Genomic DNA, 26,269 nt, shown 5'->3' with positions numbered 1-26,269 from the left:
GGCGATGCGGCGTCCGCATGCCGCCTCGGTGTTACCGCTGGCGAATCGGGACGGAAATTGCAGACGCCCGCGACGGCCTGCGACGATAGCGTCGTTCATACCCGTCGAAGGATTGAATTGAAAATCAACCGATTTGGTGCCGTCCTGGGTGTTCTGGTTACTGCTGCGGTGGTCTTGTCGGCGTGTGGCAACGACAACACCTTAAGCGGTGAAAAGACGACTACACCGGCTGCGCCGGTGAAGGTGGCCTGCGGCGGCAAAGCCAAACTCAAGGCCAGCGGATCCACGGCTCAGGCCAATGCCATGACTCGGTTCCTCAAGGCGTATGAACAGGCGTGCCCGGGTCACAGGGTGAATTACACACCCAACGGCTCGGGTGCGGGCATCAGCGAATTCACGGGCGATCAAACTGATTTCGCGGGTTCGGACTCACCTTTGCTACCCGGCGAATATGCCGCGGCAGAGCGTCGCTGTGGCTCGCCGGCCTGGCAGCTGCCGGTGGTGATCGGCCCGATCGCGATCACCTACAACGTCAACGGCCTGAATTCGCTGATCCTGGACGGCCAAACCACGGCCAAAATCTTCAATGGCGGCATCACCAGGTGGAATGACCGCGCGATCCAGGAACTCAACCCGGGTGTCAGCCTGCCCGCCGAGCCGATTCAGGTCGTGTTCCGCAGTGACGAGTCGGGGACAACGGACAATTTCCAGAAGTATCTCGATGCCGCTTCCAAGGGCGCGTGGGGTAGGGGAGCCGGCAAGAAGTTCAACGGCGGTGTCGGTGAGGGCGCCAAGGGCAACGACGGCACCAGCGCGGCGGTCAAGGCCAACGACCGGTCCATCTCCTACAACGAGTGGTCGTTCGCTCAGGCGCAACATCTGGGCACCGCGAAGATCGTCACGTCGGCGGGTCCGGATCCCGTCGCGATCAGCGCCGACTCGGTGGGCAAGACGATCGCGGGAGCCTCGATCATCGGGCAGGGCAACGACTTGGCCCTCGATACGATTTCGTTTTATCGCCCGAATCAGCCGGGCGCGTACCCGATCGTGTTGGCGACGTATGAGGTTGTGTGCTCGAATTATCCCGATCCCGACGTCGGTGCGGCCGTGCGGGCATTCCTGCAGAGCACCATCGGCGCCGGCCAGAATGGCTTGGCGGACAACGGATATGTTCCCGTTCCGGATACGTTCATATTCCGGTTGTCGGTTGCCGTCAACGCAATCTCGTGATTGTAAGCGCTTGGCATCCCGCGATTGTGAGCGGGTCTCGCATTGCGGCAAAGCGCGAGAACGGTGACAAATTTTGCCGAACGTTAACCTGTTCTTACTGTAGCTTCCCGGTCGCGGGGATGACGGTTGGTTTTGTAAGCTGCGGCTAGGGCTGCGGCATTCAATCGTAAAGGTGAGGAACTGAATTGAAACTCAACCGGTTTGGCGGCTTGGTCGGGGTGCTGGCTGCTGGAGCATTCGCTATCTCGGGATGCGGCAGCGACAACAACGCGACCGGGGGGAGCACCACGACGGGCGCGCCGCCGGGCAAAGTCACCTGCGGTGGCACCAAGACGCTGAAGGCAAGCGGTTCGACAGCCCAGGCGAACGCGATGACGCGGTTCGTCAAGGCGTTCGAACAGGCCTGCCCGGGTCAGACGTTGAACTACACGCCCAACGGCTCGGGTGCCGGAATCCACGAATTCACGGGTGGACAAACCGATTTCGGTGGATCGGACTCACCGCTGAGTCACGATGAGTACGCGGCCGCGCAAACCCGCTGCGGCGGCGCGCAGGCCTGGAACCTGCCTACGGTGTTCGGTCCGATCGCGGTCACCTTCAACATCAACGGGGTGACGTCGCTGAACCTCGACGGCCCCACCTTGGCGAAGATCTTCAACGGCGGTATCACCACCTGGAACGACCCCGCGATCCAGGCGATCAACGCCGGCGCGACCTTGCCGGGCGAGCCGATCCACGTCGTGTTCCGCAGTGACGAGTCCGGGACGACGGACAACTTCCAGAAGTACCTCGACGCCGCTTCCAACGGGGCATGGGGCAAGGGCGCCGGCAAGAAGTTCAACGGTGGTGTCGGTGAGGGCGCCAAGGGCAACGACGGCACCAGTGCGGCCGTCAAGGGCACCGAGGGGTCCATCACCTACAACGAATGGTCCTTCGCTCAGGCGCAACACCTGAACATCGCGAAAGTTGTCACATCGGCGGGTCCGGACCCGGTCGGGATCAGCAGCGACTCGGTGGGCAAGACGATCGCGGGAGCCTCGATCGTCGGGCAGGGCAACGACCTGGTCCTCGACACGATTTCCTTCTACCGGCCGAAACAGGCGGGCTCGTACCCGATCGTGTTGGCGACCTATGAGGTGGTCTGCTCGAAGTATCCCGACGCCCAGGTCGGTTCGGCGGTGAAGGCATTCCTGCAGAGCAGCATCGGTGCCGGCCAGAATGGCTTGGCGGACAACGGATACATTCCGATTCCGGACGCGTTCGGGTCGAGGCTGTCGGCCGCGGTCAACGCCATCTCGTGATGTAGAACAGCCATGGCCCGCGAAGCGCTCGCTTCTCCTCCCAGGGCAAAGCCCGCGCTCACGGAGATGAAGCCCCGCGCGCTGCGGCGGGGCGACCGAATATTCTCCTCGGTCGCCGCCGCCGCCGGATCCACGATCGTGATCGCGATCGTGCTGATCGCGATATTCCTGCTGATTCGCGCTATCCCGGCGCTGCAGGCGAACCACGCGAACTTCTTGACCAGCAACGAATTCGATACCAGCGACCCTCAGAAGTTGGCATTCGGCATCCACGATTTGCTGATGGTCACGGTGTTGAGTGCGACCAGCGCTCTGGTCATGGCCGTGCCGGTTGCGATCGGGATCGCGGTGTTCCTCACCCAATATGCGCCGACGCGGCTGGCGCGCCCGTTTGCCGCGATGGTCGATCTCTTGGCCGCGGTGCCGTCGATCATCTTCGGGCTGTGGGGGATCTTCGTGCTGGCGCCCAAACTGCAGCCGTTGGCCGAATTTCTGAATCGCAACCTCGGCTGGATCTTTCTGTTCAAGCAGGGCAACGTTTCGCTGGCGGGCGGCGGGACCATCTTCACCTCCGCGATCGTGCTGTCGGTGATGATCCTGCCGATCATCACGTCGGTTTCACGAGAAGCATTCCGCCAGACCCCGCGTATCCAGATGGAGGCGGCGCAGGCGCTCGGCGCGACCCGCTGGGAGGTCGTACGAATGACCGTGCTGCCCTACGGCCGTAGCGGTGTGGTCGCCGCCTCGATGCTGGGACTGGGCCGGGCGCTGGGCGAAACCGTTGCGGTGCTGATCATCTTGCGCGCGGCGGCCCGGCCCGGTAACTGGTCGTTGTTCGACGGCGGTTACACGTTTGCCTCGAAGATCGCCTCCGCGGCATCCGAATTCAGCGAACCGCTGCCGACGGGGGCCTATATCTCGGCTGGGTTCGCGCTGTTTGTGATCACATTCGTGGTCAACGCCGCCGCCCGCGCGATCGCCGGTGGGAAGGTCAACGCATGAGCGCCGAGACACTGCGTACGCCGGTCAAAGGTGCGGTGATACAGCCGGTCAGTATGTGGCGAAAGACCAAAAACCACATCGCGACGATTCTTTTCCTCGCCTCGTTCGCTCTCGCGTTGGGACCGCTGGTGTGGGTGCTCTCGGTGGTGATCAACCGAGGGGGCTACGCCGTCATTCGGTCGCAGTGGTGGACCCACTCGCTGCGCGGCGTGCTGCCGGAAGAGTTCACCGGTGGGGTTTACCACGCGTTGTACGGGACGCTGGTGCAGGCCGGTGTGGCTTCCGTGCTGGCCGTGCCGCTCGGCTTGATGACGGCGGTGTTCCTGGTGGAATACGGTTCGGGACGGCTGGCCCGGGTTACCACGTTCATGGTCGACGTGCTTGCCGGGGTGCCGTCGATCGTGGCGGCGCTGTTCATCTTCAGCCTGTGGATCGCCACCTTGGGGTTCCAGCAGAGCGCCTTCGCCGTGGCACTGGCGCTGGTCCTGCTGATGTTGCCGGTCGTGGTGCGCTCCACCGAGGAGATGCTGCGGTTGGTCCCCGACGAACTTCGCGAGGCCAGCTACGCATTGGGTGTTCCCAAATGGAAAACGATTGTGCGGATTGTCTTTCCGATCGCTATGCCGGGCGTCGTGTCGGGTATTCTGCTGGCCATCGCGCGCGTCATCGGCGAGACCGCGCCGGTGCTCGTTTTGGTCGGGTACAGCCGGGCCATCAACCTCGACGTCTTCCACGGCAATATGGCGTCGCTGCCGCTGCTGATCTACACGGAACTCACCAATCCGGAGCACGCGGGGTTCCTGCGGATCTGGGGCGCGGCGCTGACCCTGATCATTATCGTGGCCGCCATCAACCTCATTGCCGGCGCGTTCCGCTTCTTGGCCAGCCGACCGCGCGGAGAAAGTTTCACTCGGGCGTAGTCAGGACCGGGACGCCGCCTTCATGGCCGACTTCTTGGCCGGCGCCTTCTTCGCGGCCGTCTTCTTGGCGGGCGTCTTCTTCGCGGCGGTCTTCTTGGCCGGCGCCTTTCCGTCGCCGGAGCGCGCTTTCACGCTGGCCTCCAGCTTGGCGAGCAAATCGGAGACGTCTTCGGTCTCGTCCAGCTCCTTGGGTTTCTCCTCGGCGGTAAATGCCTCTCCGCCTTCGAGTTTGGCCTGAACCAATTCGTGCAGTTGTTCCTGATAGTCGTCGTGATAGCGGTCCGGGTTGAAGTCCTCGGCCATCGACTCCACTACCTGCCCGGCCATCTTGAGCTCCGCGGGCTTGATCTCGACCTTCTTGTCCAGCACCGGAAAATCGGGGTCGCGGATCTCGTCCGGCCACAGCAAGGTGTGCACCACCATCACGTCGCGCTTGCCAAAGTCCTTGACCCGCAACGCGGCAAGCCTCGTCTTGTTGCGCAGCGTGAAATGAACGATCGCCATCCGGTCTGTCTCGGCCAGCGTCTTGGCCAGCAGTACATACGATTTGGACGACTTTGAGTCCGGCTCCAGGAAATAACTGCGATCGAACATCATCGGGTCGACGTCGCCGGCCGGGACGAACTCCAGGACTTCGATCTCACGGCTGCGTTCTTCGGGCAGGGTGGAAATGTCGTCGTCGGTGATCACCACCATCTGGCCGTCGTCGGACTCGTAGGCGCGGGCGATATCCCGGTATTCGACGACCTCGCCGTCCAGCTCGCACACCCGCTGGTAGCGGATGCGGCCGTTGTCCTTGGCGTGCACCTGATGAAACTTGATGTCATGGTCCTCGGTGGCGCTGTACACCTTGACCGGCACGTTGACGAGCCCGAACGCGATCGAACCCTTCCAGATGGAGCGCATCTTGTCAGTATGCCCATACGATGGCCCGCAAAACAGCCTGACAGGCCCGTGAGCTGGGATTCAGCGGCTCTCGGGCGGAGCGTGGCGGGCCGCAGCAGCTTCCGTGGTTGCGGGCAAAGCAACGGCGAAAATCGTTGATGCGCAACCCGATCAGGCCGTCACCGGCGGGGCGCGTCACCGGAATAGTGGCGAACCTGATTGCCCCCGGCGCGTTTGGCTTCGTACATGGCCGCGTCCGACGTCCTGATCAGATCGTCGATGAGTTCCATGGCCGAGGTAACCGGGCCGGTGCGAAGCGGTGCGCTGGAGGTGCCGATGCTCGCGGTGATCTCAAAGGGCATGGCCGCAATGGCATCGCAAATTCGTTCGGCCGTCTTCGCTGGGTCTGGCGTTCTTTGGATGTCGGCGACGACGAACTCCTCTCCGCCGGCGCGGCCGATCACGGCGGTGGCGCGGCAGCTCTGTTGCAGCGCGGCGGCGACCGCGACCAACGCCCGATCGCCCGCGGCGTGGCCGTGGGTGTCGTTGAGCTGTTTGAATTCGTCGAGGTCGATCACAGCGACCACCAGGTAGGAGCCTGCCGTGTTGCGGTGAGCGCGGATCAGTTCGTAGGCGGAGTTGTTGAAGGAACGCCGGTTGTGCAGGCCGGTAAGCGGGTCACGGCCGGAGCTCTGCAGATCCGTTCGCAGCGTATGCACCAACGACTGCATGCCCAACGGCACGCCGATGTTGAGTCCTACCACCACGATCAGGGAAGCGGCGGTGAGCGCTACGTCGCCCGTGTCCGCGATGATGCGATACGACAGGACCACCATGCACGTCGCGGCCACGGCGAGGTTGGTGAGCACGTAGCTAAAGGCGTGGAAGTAGGCGATGTAGCCACCCAGGATCGCGAAGGTCGTGCATCCCAGCAATCCCACGTAGGGGTTCGACAGCGTGAACAGCGCCGCCGCGATACCCGCCATGGCGATGAGCAACCAGCTGCTCGACTGGCGCCGCGATGGCCAGCGCTTCAACCGCAGACTCGCGCCGGTGATTCCGAGTGCCGATGCCACGAGGGTCACCGTCCGGGTCACGGGATCCGCAGGTCCGGCCGGACTCCAGAGCATGATCAGCGGGAACGCCGCGAATGACGCGATGAAAACAGCCGAGATCCTGCGCCACGGTTTCAGGAGGCCGTGACCGTCCAGGTAGGCACTGATCCAGTCGAACTGGTCTGGCTGTTTTGCCACGAAACTCGCTCGTACCTCCTGGTGTTCGCCGGCGCCTTGACCGCTGCGACTTGACGAGCCGACTTTACGCTCGAATTCGGCCAACCTCGGGCACCGCGGCCCACACGTGAAACCGCCGGGGCTAGTGGGCGATTGAGCGCAGGGCCGCACGATCGGGCAGATCGGCGCCCGCGCGGCCGACGGTCAGCGCCGATACCAGCCCCGCTGCCTCGAATACCGCGGTCAGCTCGTCGAGTCGAATTCCGGCCAGGGCGGCTCGCCGGTCGCCGCCCAACAGGTCCATTTCCCAGAGCGCGTCGAGCAAGCCGACCATGAACGCGTCGCCGGCGCCGATGGTGTCGACCACCGGAACCCGCTTGGCGGCCACGTGGGCCTCGCCAGCCGCGCAGAACGCCCGTGCACCCTGTTCGCCCATTGTGACCGCGACGATTGCGGGCCCCAGCGCCAACCAGGTCCGTGCCGTGTGGTCGGGCGCGTGATCGGGATCGATCCAGCGCAGATCCTCATCGCTGACCTTGACGATGTCGCTGCGTTCCACGAGATGCTCGATGCGTTGACGCGCCAACTCCCGGTTGGTGATCAGCGAGGGCCGCACGTTGGGGTCCAGCGCGACCGTCGCCGACACCCGATAGGCGTCAAGCAAGGCCGCGACCGCCAAGCATCCCGGCTCGCGCACGGCCGCGATGGACCCGGTGTGCACGAACAACGGCTGCGCAACCTCCGGTGTGCCGGAGAGCTGCCAGTCCAGATCGAAGTTGTAGGTGGCCGACCCGTCGTCGGCGATCGTCGCCGCCGCGGTCGGTGTCCGAGCGGCAGTCATGCTTCCCGAAACAAGCTGTGCGCCAGAGGATTTGATGTATTCGGCGATCAGCCGCCCGCGCGAGTCGTCGGCGATGTGGGTCAGGAAGTCGACGTCGCGGCCCAACCGGGCGAGTCCGACGGCGACGTTGAGCGGACTGCCACCGACGTGTTCGTCGTCCCCGACGATGTCGATCAGTGACTCACCGATCACCAGCCCTCGGGTCATTGCACCAACGCTTCCAACGTGGCGCGAGTTCCCTTGCCGTGCAACGAATCCAGCGCCCAGCGGTACGCCTCCACGAAGCGAGGCTGGTGGGACAGGTCTGCGAATACCGCGCTGATCTCGACGAAAGCGCATGGGTTCTCGCGGTACGATCGGGCGATCGGGATGAGCGAATCCGCGAGCTGGTCCAGCACCTCGTACGGTTCGCCCCACTCGTCGACACCCTCGGCGTAGCGTGCCCAACTGGCCACGGCCGCCGACGCCAATTGAACGGGCCCGTCGTTGGCCAGGTTGTCGCGGATGACGGGGACCAGCCATTTCGGGATGCGGTCCGACGAGTACGCGCACAGCCGGGCGACGGTGTCGCGCACCGCAGGGTTGGCGAACCGCTCGATGAGCGTTCGGCCGTATTGGTGAAGATCGACCCCGGGCACCGGCGGCAGCGTCGGGATGGCCTCGGCGTCGAAATAGGTGAGCAAGTACTTGGCGAACAACGGATCCTGCGCCGCTTGGTGGACGAACTCGTAGCCGCAGAGGTGGGCGAAGTAGGCCAGGCACTGATGTCCCGCATTGAGCAGTCGCAGCTTCATCAGCTCGTACGGGCGGACGTCGTCGACCATCAGCACGCCCGCCCGCTCCAGCGGTGGCCGGCCATCGGCGAAGTCGTCCTCGAGCACCCAGGCGGTGAACGGCTCCGCCACCACCGGCCACCGGTCGTTGACGCCGAAGTCGCGCCGTACTTCCGCGGCCATCTCCAAAGTCGTTGCCGGAGTGATGCGGTCGACCATCGAATTCGGGAATCGGATGTGCTCGGCCACCCACGCCGCCAACCCGGGATCCATGCGTTCGGCACTCGCGAGCACGGTGCGCCTGGCGACCTCACCGTTGTTCTCGATGTTGTCGCAGGACACGATTGTGGGCGCGGGGACTCCACGATCGCGTCGCCTGGCCAGCGCCTGGGTGATCAACGTGAACGCGGGCCCGTCTGGGTCGCGGTAGCCGCCTTCGGTGATGGTCAGCGAAATGATCCGGGTGGTCGGCGCGGCGAGCACCTCCAGCGCTGACTCCGGATCGTCCGGGGCGTACCGGTAGTCGACGATCGAGCCGATCACTTCGGCGTCACGGCTGCCGTCGGGGTTCTCCAAGATCAGCGTGTACAGCCCGTCCTGATCGGTCAGCACGTCGCGCATGGTCCAGTCGGCGGGCAGCACGCCCACCCCGCAGATGCCCCACTCGCGCGCCAGACCCTGCTGCAGCAGCAGGTTGAGGTAGGCGGCCTGATGCGCCCGATGGAAGTGACCGGCGCCGATGTGTGCGATGCCGACCCTGACGCCGCCGCGATCATATTTCGGCGCGGCGATCGGCAGCTTGGACAGCGACGCATTGTTCAGATCGATCGCGCTGGCCATCGTTGGCCACCTCCTCCCCGGGCCGCGGCCCGGATTGCCGATGCCCTAGCTGAGTCGGGAGCCTGCAGCCGGTACGGCAGACAACAGCAGGAAATCGGCAAGAGCACGCCACGAATCGGTGATCGCGACGGCGCCGGCATCAATCAATTCTGCACGGCGGCAATCCCGTTCGTCAGGCAGCAGGAACATCAGATTGCCGACGGTGGCGTAGCCGGCCGCGACCGCCGACGACACACCCGCCACGGAATCCTCGATCGCCAGCCCCTGTTCGGATGCGACGCCCAGTTCCTGGCCGGCATGCAGATACACCGCCGGGTCGGGTTTGCTGGTCGGCACCGGAAGCGAATCCTCCGCGCTGAACGTCGCCAATTCCGCGATCAGTGCGTCGAGACCGGTGGCTGTGAAGCAGGCGCGCAGGCGCTTGGTGGCGCTCGAGCTGACGGCCGCGAGCGCGTAATGCGCCGCGAGGTCTCGCAACGGCTCCAGCACCTGCGGATCGGGTTTCAGGGTGATCGCCAGATGGGCGGTGACCCGTTCGCGCTCTTCGCGCACCCACTGCTCGAGTTCGTCGACGGACAATCCGGTGCCGTCCGCGAGGTCGCCGGCCGAGGCGACCACCGCTGCCGGACGGTCCTGGGCCAATGTCGGCTCCAGCGGCACGTCGCAGCGCACCGCCAGGTCCAGGGCCGTGGTACGGAAGTTCTTCCCGACGGCCCGCGTGCGCAACTCCTCGGAGGACAGCGGCGCGCTTACCCCGAACCTGGCCAGGAAACGATTCGTCACCTCGGTCGATGCGTCGAACGCCGGCCGCTCCGAGGGGAACAGGTTGTCGTCGGCGTCGCAGAGCAGGGTAGTCAACGGCGCCGGGTCGAAGGGGCGCACGAAGGTCAGTCCGGTATTCATCGCGACACCAACTCCCGCTCGTCATTGCGCATCGCGTCGCGCAGCGTGGGCACCACACCGCGCTCGTCGATGTCCGCAATCATCTCGCCCAGCCGCTCCGCGAAACCCGGAACCCCACGAACCTCGGCGAACATCTCATGCCCCAGCAGCGGATCGGGATCGCTGCTCGCCATGTTGGCCAACTTGACCACCGGTATCGCCTGCGAGTCTTCCAGGTGCAGCTTGCGTCCGCTGAGGTCGTGGCCGCGCATGTACCGGGCCCATCCGGCAACGGCCAACATCAGCAGCGTGTGCGGCCTGCCCTGCGCGATCGCCTCCCGCAGCGAGGGCATCACGAACTGCGCGATCTTGCTCGTTCCCCGTCGAGCCAGCCGCGACAGCTGGTCGCTCATTCGCGGGTTGCCGAGTCTGGCGAGCAGGGTGGCCCGGTAGTTGGGTGTGTTCATCCCGGGCACGGCGGGCAGCAACGGCTGAACCTCGTCGCGCAGCAGCCTCTCGACGTAATCGACGAGGACGCGGTCGCGCATCGCCTCGTCGGTGCGCCGATACCCGGCCAGCGTGGCCAGACACCCGAGCGCGATGTGGGTCCCGTTGAGCAGCCGGGTCTTGATCAGCTTGTGGTCGCTGACATCGGCTACGAATTCGGCGCCGACCTCCTCGAGCGGCGGACGCCAGTTGCAAAAGGAGTCCTCGATCACCCATTGGCGATACGGCTCGGTCACGACCGGGAATTTGTCGGCGACGCCGAACGTCTGCTCGACGAATTCGCGCTCCGACTCCGAGGTCTGCGGGGTGATGCGGTCGACCATCGTCGACGGGAACGCGACATGCCTATCGATCCAGCGGGCCAGCCCCGGGTCCTTCAACGCGGCGAAGGACACCAGCGCGGTCCGCGCCGGCCGGGCGTCGCCGGGAATGTTGTCGCAGCAGAGCACGGTGAACGGCGCGACGCCTGCGCGGCGGCGCCGGTCGAGCGCTTCCGCCAGATATCCCCACGCGGTGGCATAGCCCTCGGACGCGACCAAGTCGGCGCGCACGTCGGGGTGGTCGGCGTCGAACTCGTCGGTGACGGGATTGAGGAAATATCCGTTGTTGGTGATGGTCAGGCTGACGATGCGGGTTTGCGGGTCTGCCAGGGCGGCGCGGACCGCCGCGCCGTCATTGGGCGCGTAATGCACGGAGCCGATCGAGCCGACCACCCGGGCGGTCTGACGGTCGTGGCCGCGCTGTACGACCGTGTACAGCCCATCCTGTGCCGACAGCAGGTCTTTCGCGGTGGGGGAGTTGAGACTGACGCCGGTCACCCCCCAATGATCGGAAATCCCCGAGCGGGCGAGGTCGTCGAAATAGACGGCCTGATGTGCGCGGTGAAAGTTACCCGCGCCGATGTGAACCACTCCACGTGCAAGCGCCGATCTGTCGTAGCCGGGCACGTCAACGCGCTGTGCATGCAATCGCAGGGTCGCGTCGCTGAGGGGGACGCCGCTCTTTCGACGCCAGGGGGGATTGACATCAAACATTGTCCCTCTGTGCCCGAGGTGGCCGCCGGTCTAACCCGTCCGTGGTTGTTGTCACAAAATAAATCAACCGCGAGAACGATTTTCGGTGGTCAAGGCCGTTAACACGACCGAAACGCGTAAGTTGACTCCCATGGCGCCCCGGGTGAAGCTGACCAATCCCGACAAGGTGCTCTACCCTGTGACCGGCACCACCAAGTCCGACGTGTTCGACTATTACACCGGCATCGCGGAGGTGATGGTGCCGCACATCGCGGGGCGTGCCGCCACCCGTAAGCGTTGGCCCAATGGTGTTGAGCAGTCATCTTTTTTCGAGAAGCAGCTGGCCGCCTCGGCGCCCGACTGGTTGCCGCGCGCCAGCATTTCGCACCGGTCCGGGACGACTACCTATCCGATCATCGACAGCGTCGACGGGCTGGCCTGGATCGCGCAGCAGGCCGCGCTGGAAGTACACGTTCCGCAGTGGAGGTTCGTCGCGCAGTGGACCCGCAGTAAAGCCGAGGAACTCAAGCCCGGTCCGGCAACACGATTGGTGTTCGACCTGGATCCGGGTGACGGCGTCACGATGGCGCAGCTGGCCGAGGTGGCGCGCGCGGTGCGCGACCTGATCGCCGACATCGGGCTGACCACGTTCCCGCTCACCAGCGGTAGCAAGGGGCTGCACCTCTACGCGCCGCTAGCGGAGCCGGTGAGCAGCAACGGCGCCTCCGTGCTGGCGAAACGCATTGCGCAGCAATTGGAAACGTCGATGCCGAAGTTGGTCACCTCGACGATGACCAAGAGCGTGCGGGCCGGCAAGGTGTTCCTGGACTGGAGCCAGAACAACGGATCGAAGACCACGATCGCCCCCTACTCGCTGCGGGGGCGGGAGTATCCGACCGTTGCGGCGCCCCGCACCTGGGAGGAACTCGACGACCCGGCGCTGACCCAGTTGCGCTACGACGAGGTGCTGGCCCGAGTGGCCCGTGACGGCGATCTGCTGGCGCCGCTGGACGCCTCAGAAATCGGAGCGCCGGTCGCGGACCGGCTGACCAAGTACCGCAGCATGCGCGACGCGGCAAAGACGCCCGAACCCGTACCGCACGCTAAACCCACCGCGGGCCAGGGCAATACGTTCGTCATCCAAGAGCATCACGCCCGCCGGCTGCACTACGACTTCCGGCTGGAGCGAGACGGCGTCCTGGTGTCGTGGGCGGTGCCGAAAAACCTGCCCGAGACGACGTCGGTGAACCATCTCGCGGTGCACACCGAAGACCATCCCATGGAATACGGCACGTTCGAGGGCGTCATTCCCAAGGGGGAATACGGCGCGGGCAAGGTGGTCATCTGGGATGCCGGAACGTATGACACCGAGAAGTTCAATGACTCCGCCGAAAAGGGGGAGGTGATCGTGAATCTGCATGGCAGCCGAATTTCCGGGCGCTACGCGTTGATTCAAACCAGCGGTGACCAGTGGCTGGCGCACCGGATGAAGGACCAGAAGGTCTTCGAGTTCGACGAGGTCGCCCCGATGCTCGCCACCCATGGCTCGGTGGCCGCGCTCAAGGCCGGACAGTGGGCGTTCGAGGGGAAGTGGGACGGCTACCGGCTGCTGATCGAGGCGGACCGCGGCAAGGTGCGGGTGCGGTCGAGGAGCGGTCGTGACGTCACCAAGGAGTATCCCCAATTAGCCTCGCTCGCAGAAGATCTCGCCGATCATCATGTGGTGCTCGACGGCGAGATCGTGGCGCTGGACGAATCGGGTGTGCCCAGCTTCAACGAGATGCAGAACCGCAACCGCGCCACCCGCATCGAGTTCTGGGCGTTCGACCTGGTTTACCTGGACGGTCGCTCGCTGCTCCGGGCAAAATACTCCGACCGGCGCAAACTCCTGGAAACCCTCGGCAGCGCAAGCAGTCTCATCGTCCCCGAGTTGGTGCCCGGCGAGGACGGCGCGCAGGCTCTCGAGCATTCCCGTGCGCACGGCTGGGAGGGCGTGGTCGCCAAAAAGCGCGACTCCACCTATCAGCCGGGCCGACGATCGGCATCCTGGGTCAAGGACAAGCATTGGAGCACACAGGAAGTCGTCATCGGTGGCTGGAAGGCCGGAGAGGGTGGGCGCACCAGCGGCATCGGCTCACTGATGGTCGGCATTCCCGGCAGCGGCGGGCTGCGCTTCGTCGGCAGGGTCGGCACCGGCTTCACCGAACGCGACCTGGCCAATCTGAAAAAGACGCTGGCGCCGCTGCACACCGACGAATCGCCCTTCGACGCGAGGCTGCCCACCCGCGATGCCAAGGGTGTGACGTTCGTCGAGCCGGTTCTGGTCGGCGAGGTGCGCTATAGCGAGTGGACACCGGATGGCCGCTTGCGCCAACCGAGTTGGCGTGGAATGCGACCTGACAAGAAGCCAAGTGAGGTGGTGCGCGAATGAAATGGGTGACCTTTCGAGGAGCCGACGGCGAGCGGACCGGGCTGCTCTCCGGTGATGCGATCCACCCGATGCCGCCGGGGGTGACGCTGCTCGACCTGATCGGGCGCGGCGCCGAGGGGCTGCGTCAAGCCGGTGCGCAGGCACGGCGTTTCGACCCGGTAGGTCTGGATGACGTGACGCTGCTGGCGCCGATCCCGCGGCCTCCGTCGATCCGGGATTCGCTGTGCTTCCTGGATCATATGCGCAATTGTCAGGCCGCCGTGGGCAACGGACGGGTCCTCAGCGATACCTGGTATCGCATCCCGGCGTTCTACTTCGCTTGTCCGGCAACTGTTCTGGGACCATACGACGACGCGCCGATGGCTCCCGGCAGCGCGTGGCAGGACTTCGAATTGGAGATCGCCGCGGTCATCGGAACCTGCGGCAAAGACCTGACGGTCGAGCAGGCCGAACAGGCCATCATCGGCTACACCATCTTCAACGACTGGTCGGCGCGCGACTTGCAGCAGCTGGAAACCCAACTGGCGATCGGGCAGGGCAAGGGCAAGGACAGCGGAGTCACGCTGGGGCCGTACCTGGTGACGCCCGACGAGCTCGAGGAGTATCGCCGTGACGGCAAGCTCGACCTGCAGGTGACCGCGTTGGTCAACGATCGCGTGATCGGGTCGGGCTCGACGGCCCAGATGGATTGGAGCTTCGGCGAAGTCATCTCCTACGTCTCGCGCGGCGTGCAGCTCACGCCCGGCGACGTCGTCGGCTCCGGCACGGTGCCCACCTGCACGCTCGTCGAGCACCTCAGCATGACGGAGCCGGAATCCTTTCCGGGGTGGCTGCGCGACGGCGACGTCGTCACGCTGCGGGTGCAGGGCCTGGGGGAGACCCGGCAAACCGTGCGGGCCAGTAGCCCGCCGCACCGGCTGGCGCCCCGGCCCAATCCGGAGGCCGCACCCGCGCCGAACCGCGTCAACCGGGCGCCCGCCCGGGTGCCCTACACCCGCGGGCTGCACGAGGTCGCAGACCAGGTGTGGGCGTGGACATTGCCGGACGGCGGCTACGGCTGGAGCAACGCCGGTCTGGTCAGCGGCGACGGTGCCTCACTACTGGTCGACACCCTGTTCGACCTGGCGCTGACCCGCGAAATGCTCACCGCCATGCAGCCGTTCACCGAACGCGCGCCGATCACCGACGCGCTGATCACCCACTCCAACGGCGACCACACCCACGGCAACCAACTGCTCGACCCGTCGGTGCGCATCATCGCCGCGCAGGGCACGGCCGACGAGATCGAGCACGGGATGGCACCCGAAATGTTGGCGATGGTGCAGACCGCCAATCTCGGCCCGGTCGCGACGCCGTACACGCGAGACCGGTTCGGGCCCTTCGACTTCAGTGGCATCCGGGTACGCAACGCCGACCAGACGTTCGACCGCGAGCTGTCCATCGAGGTCGGCGGGCGCCGGATCGAGCTGCTGAATCTCGGTCCCGCGCATACCGCCGCCGACTCGGTTGTGCACGTGCCCGACGCCGGAGTCCTGTTCGGTGGCGATCTGCTGTTCATCGGCTGCACCCCGATCGTGTGGGCGGGCCCGATCGCCAATTGGGTCGCGGCCTGCGACGCGATGATCGCCCTGGACACGCCGACGGTGGTGCCGGGGCATGGCCCGGTGACCGATCCGGACGGAATCCGCGCGGTACGGGGCTACCTCGTGCACGTTGCCGAGCAAGCCAAGGCCGCCTATGACAAGGGACTGTCGTGGGCCGAGGCCGCCGACACCATCGACCTCGGCGAGTATGCGACCTGGCTGGACGCGGAGCGGGTGGTCGTCAACGTCTATCAGCGCTATCGCGAACTCGATTCGGACACACCGCAATTGGAGACGATGGCGTTGCTGGTGATGCAGGCCGAGTGGCTGGCCAAACGCTCGGCGTAGCCGCGAAACTGTAACTGGCAACACATTTCCCGACTCAAAGTCAAGTGGTGGATGCAACATTTAAGCGGCTTGGCTGATCAGGGTGGTGAGGCGTTGTGCGGGTGTGTCGAGGTCGAGGGTGGTCGGGGTCGGTTGTTGAGTTTGTCCTGAACTCGTTTGAGGTCGGCCTTGGAGTAACCCGATAGGTCGGTTCCCTTTTCGAACCAGAACCGCAGTAGCCGGTGTAGAGACCAAAGCACAGCGGTTGCGAAGCCGACGTTGGTCGCGGGGCCCGTCTCATCGGCCGTCTCCAGTTCCGGCAGCCCGGCGGCGGTCAAGAGGTCGTGCAGCCGGTACCGGATCACGTCCCACCCGCGGTCGCGCAGATGTGCGGCGACATCGGTGTGTTCCCCGGGATAGATCAACTCGGCGTAATCCAACTCGAATCCATGCCGCGCCAGGCTGTCCGTGATCTTCTGGGCCTGTTCCAGGGAGTCCTCCGAAGATCCGATGACCGAACCATGATCGGCGGCCAGGCGGCTGCCTTGGGCGCTCAGCGCAATAACGTTGTCCAGCAGCCGAACCTCGGCCTGCGGCGGCAGGAATCCGATCAGTACTCCCTCGGCGAGCCACGCGGTGGGCTGGGCAACGTCGAAACCGGCGGCTTGCAGCGCGGCCGGCCAATCCTCGCGAAGGTCGATACCGACGGTGCGGCGTTCGGTGGTGGGCTTCGCCCCGATCTTCGACAGCGTCGTGGTCTTGAACTCGATCACCTCCGGCTGGTCGATTTCGTAGACGGTCGTCCCGGCCGGCCAGGAAAGCCGATAGGCGCGGCTGTCCAGCCCGGCCGCAACGATCACGACCTGCCGTATGCCGGCGTCGGCGACCTGCGCGAAATACTCGTCGTAAAACCGGGCGCGGGCGGCGAACATGTCGGTCATCCGCGGGATGCCCAGCGCGCCGTCGTCACCCTCGAATTCGCCGGTGGCCACCCGGGTGAACAGGTCGATACCGACGGCGCGGACCAGCGGTTCGGCGAACGGATCGCTGATGACTGGGTGCGGCCGGTTGGTCGCGGCCGCGCGCGCGGCGGCGACCAGCGTGGCGGTGGCCCCCACACTGTTGGCCAGGTCCCAGGTGTCGCTCTCGCTGCGCGCCATGTCTCTCCTTCGATATCGAGTCAATTGCGGTATGCCCGCTAGGTAAACAACGACGTCGCATACGGTTTCGATATGCCTGCAGTGGAACTGGAAACTCTCGAGGACAACATCGCCTGTATCACGCTGAACCGCCCCGAGCGTCTCAACGCGATCGACGGGTCGCTGATCGACGGCGTGGACGCCGCCCTGGACGTGCTCGGCAGCGGCCAATACCGGGTCGCGATCATCACCGGCGCCGGACGCGGATTCTGCGCCGGCGCCGATCTGAGCGGCACCGGCCAGGCCTGGACCCAGCCCGCCGGTCCGGCCACTCCGCCGTTCAAGGTCAAATACGACGCCCAGGTTCGGCTGGCCAACCTCTACACCCGGATCTACGAACTGGACATCCCGGTGATCGCCGCGGTCAACGGTGTCGCGGTCGGGGGTGGCTTGGCCTTCACGCTGGTCAGCGATATCCGGGTGGCGTCCGAACAGGCCCGGTTCGGCTCGGTGTTCATCAAGGCCGGCTTCTCGTCGATGGACATGGGCACCAGTTACCTGCTGCCGAAAATCGTCGGCGCCGGCGTGGCGCGCGAGCTGATGCTGACCGGCCGCATCATCGACGCCGACGAGGCCTACCGGATCAAGCTGGTGCACGAGGTGGTCGCGCCGGACGACCTGATGCCGGCGGCGGTGCGCAAGGCCCGCGAGATCGCCGAGAACAACGCTTACGGCGTGTGGCAGACCAAGATTGGCCTCAACGCGGCGCTGGACGCGCCCAGTTTGCGGCACGCGATCGAGATCGAGAATCGCACTCAGATCCTAAGCGGTTTCACCAACAACCCGGTCGAGGCCGCCAAGGCGCACATGGAGAAGCGGGCGCCCAAGTGGGATCCCCTGTGAGGCGTTAGACCTTCGCGATGACGTTCTCGGCGAACATCTCGAGGTTGCGGATCTTGCTCTCCAGCGGCTCGGTGTCGTTGCCCTTGATGTAGGGGATGCGGAATCCGACGATGGCGTCGGTGACACCCTTGTCCTCCAGCCGCTTGATGCCGTCGACGGTGTAGGCATCGGCCGAGATCACGTGAATCTGGAACGGCCCGGTCTTGCCCGCCTCTTCGCGGTATTGCTTGAGCTTGGCGAGCAGCCCGTCGAGTTCTTCGGGGTCGCCGCCGCCGTGCATCCAGCCGTCCAGCCGGGCCGCGCGGCGCAGCGCGGCGTCGGCGTGCCCGCCGATCAGGACCGGGATCGGCTCGGTCGGAGCCGGCGTCATCTTCGTCTTGGGGATGTCGTAGAACTCGCCGTGGAATTCGAAGTAGTCACCGCTGGTGAGGCCCTGGATGATTTCGATGCACTCGTCCATGCGCTTGCCGCGCCGGGCGAACGGCACACCTAGCAGTTCGTAGTCCTCCGGCCACGGGCTGGTGCCGACCCCGAAGCCCACCCGGTTGTTGGTCAGCGCGGCCAGCGATCCGATCTGCTTGGCCACCAGCGCGGGCGGCCGGATGGGCAGCTTGAGAACGAAGAAGTTGAAGTGCAGCTTCGTCGTCACCGCGCCCAACGCCGCTGTCAGCACGAAGGTTTCGATGAACTCCTTGCCGTCCAGGAATTCGCGGTTGCCGTCGGGCGTGTACGGATACTTCGAGTCGGACTCGAAGGGGTAGGCGATGCTGTCGGCGATCGTCATCGCGTGGTACCCGGCCGCCTCGGCGGCTTGGGCCAGCGGGATGTAGTACCGGTGGTCGGTCATCGCCTCTGCGTAGGTGAACCGCACGTCATCCGCCTTCCTTGTGGGGGCCGTCACACGACACTAGAACGTGTTCTAGTTTGGCTTGCGAGCGGGTCCCCCGCAGCGGGATGAGGCGACCCGGCTAGAGCTGGTTTTCGGGGCCGATAACGGCCCACACCGTCTTACCCGATGGGGTCGGCGTGCTGCCCCACGCGCGGGACAGCGCATCGACAATCGCCAGCCCCGACACGTCGATGCCTTTGTCCGGCGACGGCAGCCGCACGGCGGCCGCCGTGCTCTCGTCGGATACCGCGATCGTCGCGGTTTCGCCGTCGGTCTCGATCCGCATCTTCGGGACGCTACCGGTGTGCTCGAGCACGTTCTCCACGAACACATTGACGACCACCAGCGCGACCGGGATGAGCCCGGATTTCTTCCAATCGGTTAGCCACTCGCGCACCAGCCGGCGTGACTCACGCAGACTGGTCAGGTTCGCGGGCAGCTCGGCATCGGCGCGCTGGATGGTCTGACGGGTGAGCTTGCCCAGCGCTTTGATGGCCCCTTTTTCCGTCGAGTAGACCGGCATGAAGCGCGAAACCTCGCTGCGGGTGATCGCCTCGCGGGTCGTGCGGTGCGCACTGACCAGCACAATCGGGACCTTCGTCTTGGTGCCGAGCCCTAGATGGGCACTGATGAAGGCCGACCATGCCGACTCCGCGGGCACCTTGAGCTCGCTGATGTTGACGATGACGGCCGTCGGCTCTTGCAGCGTTGCCTTGGAGATGCTCTCGCGCAGCGCCCCGGAGTTGCTGGCGTCAAGCACACCGCCGACGGTCAGGACGGCGATCGAATCGTCCGTCCGCGTCGCAACGGCCAGCGAACTCGGCGACTCGGCTACCGCACTCACGCTAGGCACTCCTTTCCGTCTAGGACATTATCCCTGCTTATAGCGCTTCGCGATGCAGCGGTTTGTGGGGCGCGTGTCCTAATTGCGGTTAGGGCACACGAATCCTAGCCCGGTCGGAAAGCAACCGAACGTATCGATCCGGCATTCCATCTCCTGCTCCTCGAATTCCCATCCGGCAAACCAAATGAGGAACCGCCCCCCGGCGGCAGAGACTTCTCACGTTAGTTCAGTGGCATCGATGCCACCAGCGCACAGAATTCCGGGCCGTTCAGGATTGCGTCATCGCATAGGGGGGAGCGCCCACGCCGGCGACCGCATGCGTGCCCCAGGGCGTCTGTTCGACAATGCGGGCCGCCGCGCTGTGGTCGCCCACCGTCAGCGTCGCCGTTCGGGCCTGCTTGAGCGCGTCGTCCGGCAGGGGCTGGCCCGGGGAGCCAAAAAGCGTGCCCTGCCAGTGGTAGCGGCCGTCGATCGGGTCGAGGCGTCCGGCCAGCCGCACCCGCACCTGAAGGGACATGCCGGCGATGGTCAGTGTCGCGATGCCGTCATAGATCTCGTCGTCGCCGGGAGCACCGGCCGACAGGTCGAACGCCGATGCGACCCGGAATGCCGGAGCGGCTTGCAGATGGGCGCGCTCGTTGAAGACCTGCTGACTGCTGCGCAACACCTCGATTCGAGTGCTGCCGCTGCGTTTCATCATCTTGAGACATTCGACGACGTAGCGAGTTTGCGCATCGACATCGGGCCCGGTGATCGAGAAGTAGTTGGGGAACCCGTGCATCGCGACGCCCAGAAAGGGTTCGGTGCCGTCGACCCAGGCCTGTTTGACGGACACCCCGCCGGTGCCGATCAACTCGGCAGCCGCGTCGGCGATCCTGAACCCGGTGCCGTAGATGATCGCGTCGGCTCGGTGATCGACACCGTCACGGGTGCGGATGCCCGACGCGGTGATGGCGGCGATCGGCGAGGTCACCAGCGCTGGCCGAGAAGGCCGGCGGCCCAGCGCCGCTCGAGCCTGGCGGCGCAGCCAGCGCTTGACACGGGTTGGCGGCAGTGGCAATTCGGCGACGATGCGGCGCGGCGGGTGCGCGAAGACGGTGACCGAGGCCGCCGCGGCGGTCAGCGGTGGCAGGTGGTAACCGGCGGCGGAGTCGGTACCGATGACCGCGACGTGCTTGCCGGTCGGATCGAAATCGGCGTCCCACTGCGCCGCGTGAAACGATGCGCCGTGAAAGTCGTTGCGACCAGCCAGCTCTGGTGTCCATACGGCGAGCATCGGCTGCTGGGCGGCGATGACCGCCGAGCCGTGCAACGTCTCGCCGGCGGCGGTGCGTGACTCCCAGGTGTGGGTCTCGTCGTCGAAGCGCGAGTGGACGACCGGTGATTCATCGAGGACGACGATGTCGGTGATGCCCGCCGTCAGTAGTTCGGTTGCGACGCCGCGGCCCCGGGCTCCGATGACGATGACCTGCGTCGGGCTCACAGAAAGTTGGTGCGCTTCCAGCCGCGACGCGCGATCGGCCCCAGCAGGCCTATCTCGTTCAAAAACGCTGCGAGCGGGGTGAATCCGGCCGTCTGCATCTCGTGGCGGTGCGGGCTGCTGCGCGCGATCGCGCGCGCCCGTTTGGGGTCCAGCCCGACCCGCGCGTAAGGGATCGGATTGCTGAACAGGAAACGGAAGAAGTACCCGCCGAGTCCGTTGAAGTTGGCCATGAACAATTTGTTGAACCGCGGCATTGTCTGTGCCCGCTTGCGGGCGCCGTCGCGGGCGAACTGGATGTGGCGCGCCTCTTCGGTGACATGAATCCGCATGAGCCGCTGAATGATTGGCTGCAATTCGGGGTCGTCCATCATCTGCCGTTGCAGCGAATCGAAAATCTCTTCGCCGATCAGGGCGGCAATCCACAGCATGGAGCCGCGCTGGAAAATCAGCGGAAGCGTGTTGATGATGTAGCGGTGCAGCCGTCGCGGCTGTATCGGCTTGGCGCCGATGCGCTCGATGGCCTTGCCGAACATCACCATGTGCCGGGTCTCGTCGCCCAGCTCGGTCAGCTTGTAATGCGTCGACCGGCTGGTCGGGTCCTCGTGCAGAATCGTGCGCAGCAGTGACTGGTTGAGCATGTTCTCGAACCAGATTCCGGCCGACAGCGTGTTGACCAATTCCTGGCGGGACAGCTCGATCTGTTGCTCGCGGGTCATCTCGTCCCACATCGGCGTGCCGTACAGCGACACCAGCCGGGGCGGCAGATAGAACTTGTCCGGGTCCAGCGGGGCATCCCAGTCGATGTCGACGATCGGTTCGTAGGACTTCTTGACCGAACCCTTGAGCAGCCGCTCGGAAAACTCTTCACGACTCGGCCCGCCTGGCCTCACCGCAATAGTCACGGTACCCATGGTACCGGGTACTTGGGGGTCCCGACTAGATGTTGGAGGTTGCGATTCGGCAATCTGACGGTGGAACGACTGTCAGGAGGTAGCGGGTGAGTCGGCATATCCACGTGATCGGCATCGGCGCCGGGGACCCCGACCACGTGACCGTGCAGGCGATCGAGGCGCTCAACGACACCCAGGTGTTCTTCGCGATGGACAAGGGCGAGGCGAAGAGCGACCTGATCGCACTGCGGCGGGAGATCTGCACCCGGTTCATCCGCGAACCGGGCTATCGCTTCGTACAGTTGCCCGACCCGAAACGCGCGAGCGAAGGCGACTACCGGGAGGTGGTCGCCGACTGGCACGCCGAGCGCACCAAGATCTGGGCGCGGGCCATCGCGACCGAGCTGGGTCCCGACGGCGTCGGGGCCTTTCTGGCCTGGGGCGACCCGTCGCTGTACGACAGCACGCTGCGGATTCTCGACGCCATCGGCAAACAGGCGGCCGAGGTCGAGTTCACCTACGACGTCATCCCGGGCATCACCGCCGTCCAGGCGCTGACCGCCCGGCACCGCATCCCGCTCAACGACGTCGGGGAACCGGTGCTGATCACCACCGGGCGCCAGCTGCGCAGGCACGGGCTGTCCGGCTCGGCGGTGGTGATGCTCGACGCCGACTGCACGTTCGCGACCTGCCCGGCCGACACCAGGATCTGGTGGGGCGCCTACCTGGGTACCGACGACGAGCTGCTGGTGGCGGGCACCGTCGGCGAGGTCGGCGCGCGCATCGCGGCGCTGCGTTCGCAGGCCCGCGAACGGCACGGCTGGATCATGGATACCTATCTATTACGGGCGCCGTGAGCCGCGATGGACACTTCACAGTCGCGATCGGCAAACTGAAGGGGTGCCCGAACTGCCCGAGATCGAAGCGCTGGTCGACCACCTGCGGCGTCATGCCGTGGGTTCGACCATCGGTCGCGTCGACGTCGGGGCACTGTCGGTCCTGAAAACCTTCGATCCGCCGATCAGCGCGCTGCACGGCCAGACCGTCACCGGAGCCAACCGGTGGGGTAAGTACCTGGGGCTGCAGGCCGGGAAGCTGCTGGTGATCGCGCACCTGTCGCGCGCGGGCTGGCTGCGCTGGTCGGACAACCTCGCCGCCGCGCCGTTGCGACCGGGCAAGGGGCCCATCGCGCTGCGGGTGCACCTCGGCACGCCGGGGCAGGCCCCGGGCTTCGACCTCACCGAGGCCGGCACCCAGAAACGGCTGGCGGTGTGGCTGGTCGACGATCCGGAGCTGGTGCCGGGGATCGCCGCGCTGGGCCCCGACGCCCTGGATCTGAGCGCCGACGACCTGGCCGGGGTGCTGGCCGGCAATACCGGGCGGATCAAGACCGTCATCACCGACCAGAAGGTGATCGCCGGGATCGGCAACGCCTACAGCGACGAAATCCTGCACGTCGCCAAGATCTCGCCGTTCGCCACGGCCGGGAAGCTGACCCGCGAGCAGCTCGTCACTCTGCACGACGCGATGATCTCGGTGCTGACCGACGCGGTGAACCGTTCGGTCGGCCAGGGCGCGGCGACGCTCAAGGGCGAGAAGCGGTCGGGGCTCCGGGTGCACGCGCGCACCGGGTTGCCCTGCCCGGTGTGCGGGGACACCGTGCGGGAAGTGTCGTTCGCGGACAAGTCTTTTCAGTACTGCCCGACCTGTCAGACCGGCGGCAAGGTGCTGGCCGATCGGCGCATGTCACGGCTGCTGAAATGAGCTTGGGCCCGAACGTCGAGTTGTCGCGCTAGTCAACGGGCGGATGTTCCCCTCGATCGTCGCGAACTTGACGCCTGTCGATATGCTGCCCGGGTGACTCGCCAGAAGATCCTCATCACCGGCGCCAGTTCCGGCTTGGGCGCCGGCATGGCGCGCAATTTCGCCGCCAAAGGTCGCGACCTGGCGCTGTGCGCCCGTCGCACCGACCGGCTCGATGAGCTGAAAACCGAGCTCTCGCAACAGTATCCAGCGATCAAGATCGCGGTCGCCGCGCTGGACGTCAACGATCACGAGCAGGTGCCGAAGGTCTTCGCCGAACTGCGCGACGAAATCGACGGCCTCGACCGCGTCATCGTCAACGCCGGTATCGGCAAGGGCGCCAAGCTGGGCTCGGGCAAGTTGTGGGCCAACAAGGCGACCATCGAGACCAACCTGGTGGCCGCGCTGGTGCAGATCGAATCCGCGCTGGAGATCTTCACCAAGACCGGTTCGGGGCACCTGGTGCTGATCTCGTCGGTGCTCGGCAACACCGGCGTGCCGGGTGTCAAGGCCGCCTACTGCGCCAGCAAGGCGGGACTGAAGTCGCTGGGCGAGTCGCTGCGTGCCGAGTACGCCAGGGGTCCGATCAAGATCTCGACGATCGAGCCGGGTTACATCGAGTCGGAGATGACCGCCAAATCGGCGAGCACAATGCTGATGGTGGACAACGAAACCGGCGTTCGGGCGCTGGTCGACGCCATCGAGCGCGAGCCTGGCCGGGCGGTGGTGCCGCGGTGGCCGTGGGCGCCGCTGGTGCAGCTGATGCGGGTGCTACCGCCGCCGCTGACCAAGCCGTTCGCCTGAGCCCTAGCTGACCCGCCCGCGTTCGGTCCGGTAACGACGGACCAGGGCATCGGTCGAACTGTCCGACTGCGGGGCCGGGGAGGTGTCGCTGGTGAGCACCGGAAGCAACGCCTTGGCCTGCGTCTTGCCCAACTCGACGCCCCACTGATCGAACGAGTCGATTCCCCACACCACGCCCTCGGTGAACACCTGGTGCTCGTACAGCGCGATCAGCTGTCCCACCACCGACGGCGTAAGCCGTTCGGCCAGAATCGAAGTCGACGGCCGGTTGCCGGGCATGACCTTGTGCGGCACCACGTCGGCGGGCGTGCCCTCGGCGGCGATTTCTTCGGCCGTCTTGCCGAACGCCAGCACCTGCGTCTGCGCGAAGAAGTTGCTCATCAACAGGTCGTGCATGCTGCCGGTGCCGTCGGCGGTGGGCAGGTCGTCGGTGGGCTGGCTGAAGCCGATGAAGTCGGCCGGTACCAGCTTGGTGCCTTGATGGATCAATTGGTAGAACGCGTGCTGGCCGTTGGTTCCCGGTTCGCCCCAATAGATTTCACCGGTTTCGGTGGTGACCGGTGTGCCGTCGGCGCGCATCGACTTGCCGTTGGACTCCATGGTCAGCTGCTGCAGATACGCGGCGAAGCGGGCCAGGTCGTTGGAGTAGGGCAGCACCGCCCTCGACTGCGCGCCCAGGAAGTTCGAGTACCACAGGCCGATCAGGCCGAGCAGCGCCGGCGCGTTGGACTCCAGCGGGGCGGTCTTGAAATGTTGGTCGACGATGTGGAACCCGGACAGGAAGTCGGCGAACGCTTCCCGCCCGATGACGGCCATCACCGACAGGCCGATCGCCGAATCGACGGAGTAGCGCCCGCCGACCCAATCCCAGAAGCCGAACATGTTGTCGGTGTTGATGCCGAATTCATCGACCAGGCGCTTGTTGGTCGAGACCGCGACAAAGTGCTTGGAGACCGCGGCGTCGCCGAGCGCATCGGTCAGCCAGCGGCGCGCGGCCGTCGCATTGGTCAGGGTTTCCAGCGTCGAGAACGTCTTCGACGCGACGATGAAAAGCGTTGTCGCCGGATCCAAATCGGTCAGCTTTGCGACCAGGTCCGCGGGGTCGACGTTGGACACAAACCGAGCCGAAATTCCCGCGTCGGCGTAGTGACGCAACGCCTGATACACCATCGCCGGACCCAGATCCGAACCGCCGATCCCGATGTTGACGACGGTGCGGATTCGTTCCCCGGTGGCCCCGGTCCATTCGCCGGTGCGCAGCCGATCGGTGAAATCGCCCATTGCGTCCAGCACGCTATGGACATCCTCGACGACGTTTTGGCCGTCGACCACCAACTCGGCATCCCGGGGCAACCGCAGCGCGGTGTGCAGAACCGCACGATCTTCCGAGGTGTTGATGTGCACACCGGAGAACATCTGATCCCGACGCTCTTCGAGATTGGCCGCCCGCGCCAGATCGATCAGCAGCCGCAACGTCTCGCGAGTGACGCGGTGCTTGCTGTAGTCGATGTAGAGATCCCCGACCGTAACCGTCAGATCGCGGCCACGGTCGGGGTCGTCGTCGAAAATTTGGCGCAGGTGGGTCTCGCCGATTTGCTCGTGATGCCTACGCAGGGCGTCCCACGCCGGGGTGGCGGTGATGTCGGGGATGGTGAGCACGGAGGTCATGGTTCGACCCTAGTGCCGACTCACGGAGCACAGCCACCGCTACCGGACAGCACGATCTGCCGCGGCAAAACAGAAATTG

21 protein-coding genes and 3 pseudogenes are annotated in these 26,269 nt (G+C 65.5%); 11 read left to right on the top strand and 13 right to left on the bottom strand.

The window, feature by feature from the left end; translation table 11 throughout:
• Positions 1-117 precede the first annotated feature (117 nt).
• The 4 genes from pstS (BN973_RS24840) (at position 118) to pstA (ending at position 4,453) form a co-directional block, all read left to right on the top strand.
• The gene (gene pstS, locus BN973_RS24840; RefSeq protein WP_036471384.1) at positions 118-1,230 is read left to right on the top strand and encodes a phosphate ABC transporter substrate-binding protein PstS; all 1,113 of its coding nucleotides are present in this window, start codon (positions 118-120) and stop codon (positions 1,228-1,230) included.
• Positions 1,231-1,415: 185 nt separating this feature from the next.
• On the top strand, positions 1,416-2,531 hold the full coding sequence (gene pstS / locus BN973_RS24835) for a phosphate ABC transporter substrate-binding protein PstS (protein WP_036471383.1): 1,116 nt from the start codon (positions 1,416-1,418) through the stop codon (positions 2,529-2,531).
• A gap of 12 nt (positions 2,532-2,543) precedes the next feature.
• Entirely contained in the window at positions 2,544-3,533 is a 990-nt protein-coding gene (pstC, locus tag BN973_RS24830; protein WP_036471381.1) for a phosphate ABC transporter permease subunit PstC, read from the top strand.
• Positions 3,530-4,453 carry a phosphate ABC transporter permease PstA gene (gene pstA, locus BN973_RS24825; RefSeq protein ID WP_036471378.1) on the top strand — a complete coding sequence of 308 codons (924 nt, stop codon included), beginning with the start codon at positions 3,530-3,532 and terminating at the stop codon, positions 4,451-4,453. Before pstC ends, pstA begins: the two co-directional genes overlap by 4 nt.
• On the opposite strand, the gene ku is transcribed toward pstA, so the two are convergent.
• The 6 genes from ku to BN973_RS24795 all read right to left on the bottom strand — a co-directional run bounded on the left by ku (position 4,454) and on the right by BN973_RS24795 (position 11,447).
• Positions 4,454-5,359 carry a non-homologous end joining protein Ku gene (gene ku / locus BN973_RS24820; RefSeq protein WP_036471377.1) on the bottom strand — a complete coding sequence of 302 codons (906 nt, stop codon included), beginning with the start codon at positions 5,357-5,359 and terminating at the stop codon, positions 4,454-4,456.
• Positions 5,360-5,517: 158 nt separating this feature from the next.
• A complete protein-coding gene (locus BN973_RS24815; RefSeq protein ID WP_036471375.1) occupies positions 5,518-6,591 on the bottom strand; it encodes a GGDEF domain-containing protein in 1,074 nt (357 codons plus the stop codon).
• 121 nt (positions 6,592-6,712) lie between these two features.
• Entirely contained in the window at positions 6,713-7,618 is a 906-nt protein-coding gene (locus tag BN973_RS24810; protein WP_036471373.1) for a carbohydrate kinase family protein, read from the bottom strand.
• The gene (locus BN973_RS24805; protein ID WP_051641478.1) at positions 7,615-9,024 is read right to left on the bottom strand and encodes a mannitol dehydrogenase family protein; all 1,410 of its coding nucleotides are present in this window, start codon (positions 9,022-9,024) and stop codon (positions 7,615-7,617) included. Before BN973_RS24805 ends, BN973_RS24810 begins: the two co-directional genes overlap by 4 nt.
• A 45-nt stretch (positions 9,025-9,069) precedes the next feature.
• Entirely contained in the window at positions 9,070-9,927 is an 858-nt protein-coding gene (locus tag BN973_RS24800) for an HAD family hydrolase (RefSeq protein WP_036471371.1), read from the bottom strand.
• A complete protein-coding gene (locus BN973_RS24795) occupies positions 9,924-11,447 on the bottom strand; it encodes a mannitol dehydrogenase family protein (protein WP_051641477.1) in 1,524 nt (507 codons plus the stop codon). Before BN973_RS24795 ends, BN973_RS24800 begins: the two co-directional genes overlap by 4 nt.
• 130 nt (positions 11,448-11,577) lie before the next feature.
• Between BN973_RS24795 and BN973_RS24790 the strand changes: the two genes are divergently transcribed.
• Together BN973_RS24790 and BN973_RS24785 are read left to right on the top strand one after the other, a co-directional pair.
• Positions 11,578-13,857 (top strand): ATP-dependent DNA ligase, encoded by a 2,280-nt coding sequence (locus BN973_RS24790; protein WP_051641476.1) that lies wholly within the window; start codon positions 11,578-11,580, stop codon positions 13,855-13,857.
• Entirely contained in the window at positions 13,854-15,788 is a 1,935-nt protein-coding gene (locus BN973_RS24785) for a fumarylacetoacetate hydrolase family protein (protein ID WP_036471369.1), read from the top strand. Before BN973_RS24790 ends, BN973_RS24785 begins: the two co-directional genes overlap by 4 nt.
• Positions 15,789-15,848: 60 nt before the next feature.
• On the opposite strand, the pseudogene BN973_RS31830 reads toward BN973_RS24785, so the two are convergent.
• Together BN973_RS31830 and BN973_RS24780 are read right to left on the bottom strand one after the other, a co-directional pair.
• Positions 15,849-16,012: pseudogene (locus BN973_RS31830) on the bottom strand (IS30 family transposase); the annotation flags it as partial.
• A gap of 99 nt (positions 16,013-16,111) precedes the next feature.
• Positions 16,112-16,927, bottom strand: a pseudogene (locus tag BN973_RS24780) (SAM-dependent methyltransferase); the annotation flags it as partial.
• Between the two features lie 81 nt (positions 16,928-17,008).
• Here BN973_RS24780 and BN973_RS24775 point away from each other — a divergent pair.
• Positions 17,009-17,809, top strand: a complete 801-nt coding sequence (locus BN973_RS24775; RefSeq protein WP_198048997.1) for an enoyl-CoA hydratase/isomerase family protein — start codon at positions 17,009-17,011, stop codon at positions 17,807-17,809.
• 4 nt (positions 17,810-17,813) lie between these two features.
• On the opposite strand, the gene BN973_RS24770 is transcribed toward BN973_RS24775, so the two are convergent.
• The 4 genes from BN973_RS24770 to BN973_RS24755 form a co-directional block, all read right to left on the bottom strand.
• Positions 17,814-18,680: an LLM class flavin-dependent oxidoreductase gene (locus BN973_RS24770; RefSeq protein ID WP_036471366.1), complete on the bottom strand. Its 867-nt coding sequence runs from the start codon at positions 18,678-18,680 to the stop codon at positions 17,814-17,816.
• 97 nt (positions 18,681-18,777) lie between these two features.
• Positions 18,778-19,551 (bottom strand): STAS domain-containing protein, encoded by a 774-nt coding sequence (locus BN973_RS24765; RefSeq protein ID WP_232232142.1) that lies wholly within the window; start codon positions 19,549-19,551, stop codon positions 18,778-18,780.
• A gap of 259 nt (positions 19,552-19,810) precedes the next feature.
• Complete coding sequence (locus BN973_RS24760; protein WP_084163538.1) at positions 19,811-21,025, bottom strand: DUF4873 domain-containing protein; 1,215 nt, start codon at positions 21,023-21,025, stop codon at positions 19,811-19,813.
• Positions 21,022-21,936: an AurF N-oxygenase family protein gene (locus BN973_RS24755; RefSeq protein ID WP_198048958.1), complete on the bottom strand. Its 915-nt coding sequence runs from the start codon at positions 21,934-21,936 to the stop codon at positions 21,022-21,024. The genes BN973_RS24760 and BN973_RS24755 overlap by 4 nt, the downstream gene beginning before the upstream one ends.
• 86 nt (positions 21,937-22,022) lie before the next feature.
• Between BN973_RS24755 and cobF the strand changes: the two genes are divergently transcribed.
• The 4 genes and pseudogenes from cobF to BN973_RS24740 all read left to right on the top strand — a co-directional run bounded on the left by cobF (position 22,023) and on the right by BN973_RS24740 (position 24,522).
• The gene (gene cobF, locus BN973_RS24750; protein WP_036471362.1) at positions 22,023-22,772 is read left to right on the top strand and encodes a precorrin-6A synthase (deacetylating); all 750 of its coding nucleotides are present in this window, start codon (positions 22,023-22,025) and stop codon (positions 22,770-22,772) included.
• A gap of 43 nt (positions 22,773-22,815) precedes the next feature.
• Positions 22,816-23,058 (top strand): annotated as a pseudogene (locus BN973_RS32045) (DNA-formamidopyrimidine glycosylase family protein); the annotation flags it as partial.
• 150 nt (positions 23,059-23,208) lie between these two features.
• On the top strand, positions 23,209-23,679 hold the full coding sequence (locus BN973_RS31820) for a zinc finger domain-containing protein (protein WP_232232230.1): 471 nt from the start codon (positions 23,209-23,211) through the stop codon (positions 23,677-23,679).
• Positions 23,680-23,772: 93 nt separating this feature from the next.
• On the top strand, positions 23,773-24,522 hold the full coding sequence (locus BN973_RS24740; RefSeq protein ID WP_036471358.1) for an SDR family oxidoreductase: 750 nt from the start codon (positions 23,773-23,775) through the stop codon (positions 24,520-24,522).
• 3 nt (positions 24,523-24,525) lie between these two features.
• On the opposite strand, the gene pgi is transcribed toward BN973_RS24740, so the two are convergent.
• Positions 24,526-26,190 carry a glucose-6-phosphate isomerase gene (gene pgi, locus BN973_RS24735; protein ID WP_036471356.1) on the bottom strand — a complete coding sequence of 555 codons (1,665 nt, stop codon included), beginning with the start codon at positions 26,188-26,190 and terminating at the stop codon, positions 24,526-24,528.
• Positions 26,191-26,269 lie beyond the last annotated feature (79 nt).

The organism is Mycobacterium triplex (assembly GCF_000689255.1).
Taxonomy (GTDB): Bacteria; Actinomycetota; Actinomycetes; order Mycobacteriales; family Mycobacteriaceae; genus Mycobacterium; species Mycobacterium triplex.
This window is presented reverse-complemented; position numbering and strand designations above follow the sequence as displayed.

Coding starts and splice junctions, on each gene's coding strand:
- pstC (WP_036471381.1), top strand. CDS start 2,544: ATGGCCCGCGAAGCGCTCGCTTCTCCTCCCAGGGCAAAGCCCGCGCTC.
- pstA (WP_036471378.1), top strand. CDS start 3,530: ATGAGCGCCGAGACACTGCGTACGCCGGTCAAAGGTGCGGTGATACAG.
- ku (WP_036471377.1), bottom strand. CDS start 5,359: ATGCGCTCCATCTGGAAGGGTTCGATCGCGTTCGGGCTCGTCAACGTG.
- BN973_RS24810 (WP_036471373.1), bottom strand. CDS start 7,618: ATGACCCGAGGGCTGGTGATCGGTGAGTCACTGATCGACATCGTCGGG.
- BN973_RS24805 (WP_051641478.1), bottom strand. CDS start 9,024: ATGGCCAGCGCGATCGATCTGAACAATGCGTCGCTGTCCAAGCTGCCG.
- BN973_RS24800 (WP_036471371.1), bottom strand. CDS start 9,927: ATGAATACCGGACTGACCTTCGTGCGCCCCTTCGACCCGGCGCCGTTG.
- BN973_RS24795 (WP_051641477.1), bottom strand. CDS start 11,447: ATGTTTGATGTCAATCCCCCCTGGCGTCGAAAGAGCGGCGTCCCCCTC.
- BN973_RS24790 (WP_051641476.1), top strand. CDS start 11,578: ATGGCGCCCCGGGTGAAGCTGACCAATCCCGACAAGGTGCTCTACCCT.
- BN973_RS24785 (WP_036471369.1), top strand. CDS start 13,854: ATGAAATGGGTGACCTTTCGAGGAGCCGACGGCGAGCGGACCGGGCTG.
- BN973_RS24755 (WP_198048958.1), bottom strand. CDS start 21,936: ATGGGTACCGTGACTATTGCGGTGAGGCCAGGCGGGCCGAGTCGTGAA.
- pgi (WP_036471356.1), bottom strand. CDS start 26,190: ATGACCTCCGTGCTCACCATCCCCGACATCACCGCCACCCCGGCGTGG.